This is a genomic window from Hafnia paralvei ATCC 29927 (genome assembly GCF_001655005.1).
In the GTDB taxonomy this organism is placed as follows: domain Bacteria; phylum Pseudomonadota; class Gammaproteobacteria; order Enterobacterales; family Enterobacteriaceae; genus Hafnia; species Hafnia paralvei.
On the sequence record NZ_LXET01000034.1, the window covers coordinates 1 to 1,112 of the forward strand.

The following is a 1,112-nucleotide window of genomic DNA, read 5'->3' on the forward strand; positions in this document are numbered from 1 at the left end:
GGGACATCAGGATAGCCCAAGTTTACCGTCGTCCATAACGGTACTGCCGATCCCTGAGAAGGTCGGAAGCGATATCGAGAGTTATCCCGCGCCGACTGGGGGGGATTTTGAGGACTACATTCTTGTTTTCCTCGGGACGGATATGCCTCCGATTTATATCTACCTGAGTAAGCCACCGGTAGAGCTTATGGAAGTAGAACCGTATGAGGATTTTGATCGACGATCACGGCAGGGTAAATATGAAGCTGACCATATTCCTTCTCGAGCTGCGGTGGAGCAATATTTAGAGAGAGAATATCCTGAATTTGATCCAGACCAAATTAAAAAAATATCAGGTAAAGTGGCTGCACTTGTAATCCCTATAGAAGTTCATCGAAAAATCAGCGCGACTTATGGAGGACGTAATAAAACCCATAAGGGGCCTGATTCATATGATTTACGTACAGCAGCAGATAAGGATTTGGATATAGAAATCCCTGTATTGAAAGAACACGGTATTACTGAGGAACAACTGGAAGCAGCAAGAGTTAAGATACACAAAATAAATGAAGATCTGGGGTTATACAAATGACTGTGAACGTTGAAGCTTTAATACGCAGTATCGGAAAGGGATATCAGGAGATATTTTATTCTGGATTAATTCCTTATAAAACAAAGCCAAAAGGTGCATCAGGTTCACCAAATCTCAGTTTGGAAATGGCTAAGGAAGGTATTTTTTTATCATTTAAGCGGGAGGGGCAAATTCTCAAGGGGATTACGCTAAAAATTCAGCACGAACCTGTAAAAAACTGGATTTTTCCGAATGAGTTACCTTCACCATTACAAAAAAATATGTCTCGACGGTGGGTACATGACACATTTGGCGCACCTGATAAAAGCGTCCCGCCAAAAGTTGTGATGAAAACAGTCTTCGGTTGGGTTGACCGATTTACGGTCGAAGATTTTGATATCCCAATCACTATGCAAATTCGCTATGATATGGATGATATGGTAGAGGCTGTGACGTTTATACCAACATCAGAATTGCGCTGGTAGGTTTTCTATTGTGCTCCAGTCATGGAGCACCTACTAAGATGTTTTCAGGTGCGGATTATTTCCCCAGCGCGGGATAA

Annotated in this window: 2 protein-coding genes; both read left to right on the forward strand. The window is 42.3% G+C overall.

Features of this window, described 5'->3' with window-relative positions:
- Nucleotides 1–571 (forward strand): S-type pyocin domain-containing protein (locus tag M988_RS08765; protein ID WP_211271676.1); only part of this gene is annotated, 571 nt, incomplete at its 5' end.
- The gene (locus M988_RS08770) at nucleotides 568–1,035 is read left to right on the forward strand and encodes a DUF6392 family protein (protein WP_064573716.1); all 468 of its coding nucleotides are present in this window, start codon (nucleotides 568–570) and stop codon (nucleotides 1,033–1,035) included. The genes M988_RS08765 and M988_RS08770, both read left to right, overlap by 4 nt.
- The last annotated feature ends 77 nt before the right edge of the window (nucleotides 1,036–1,112 follow it).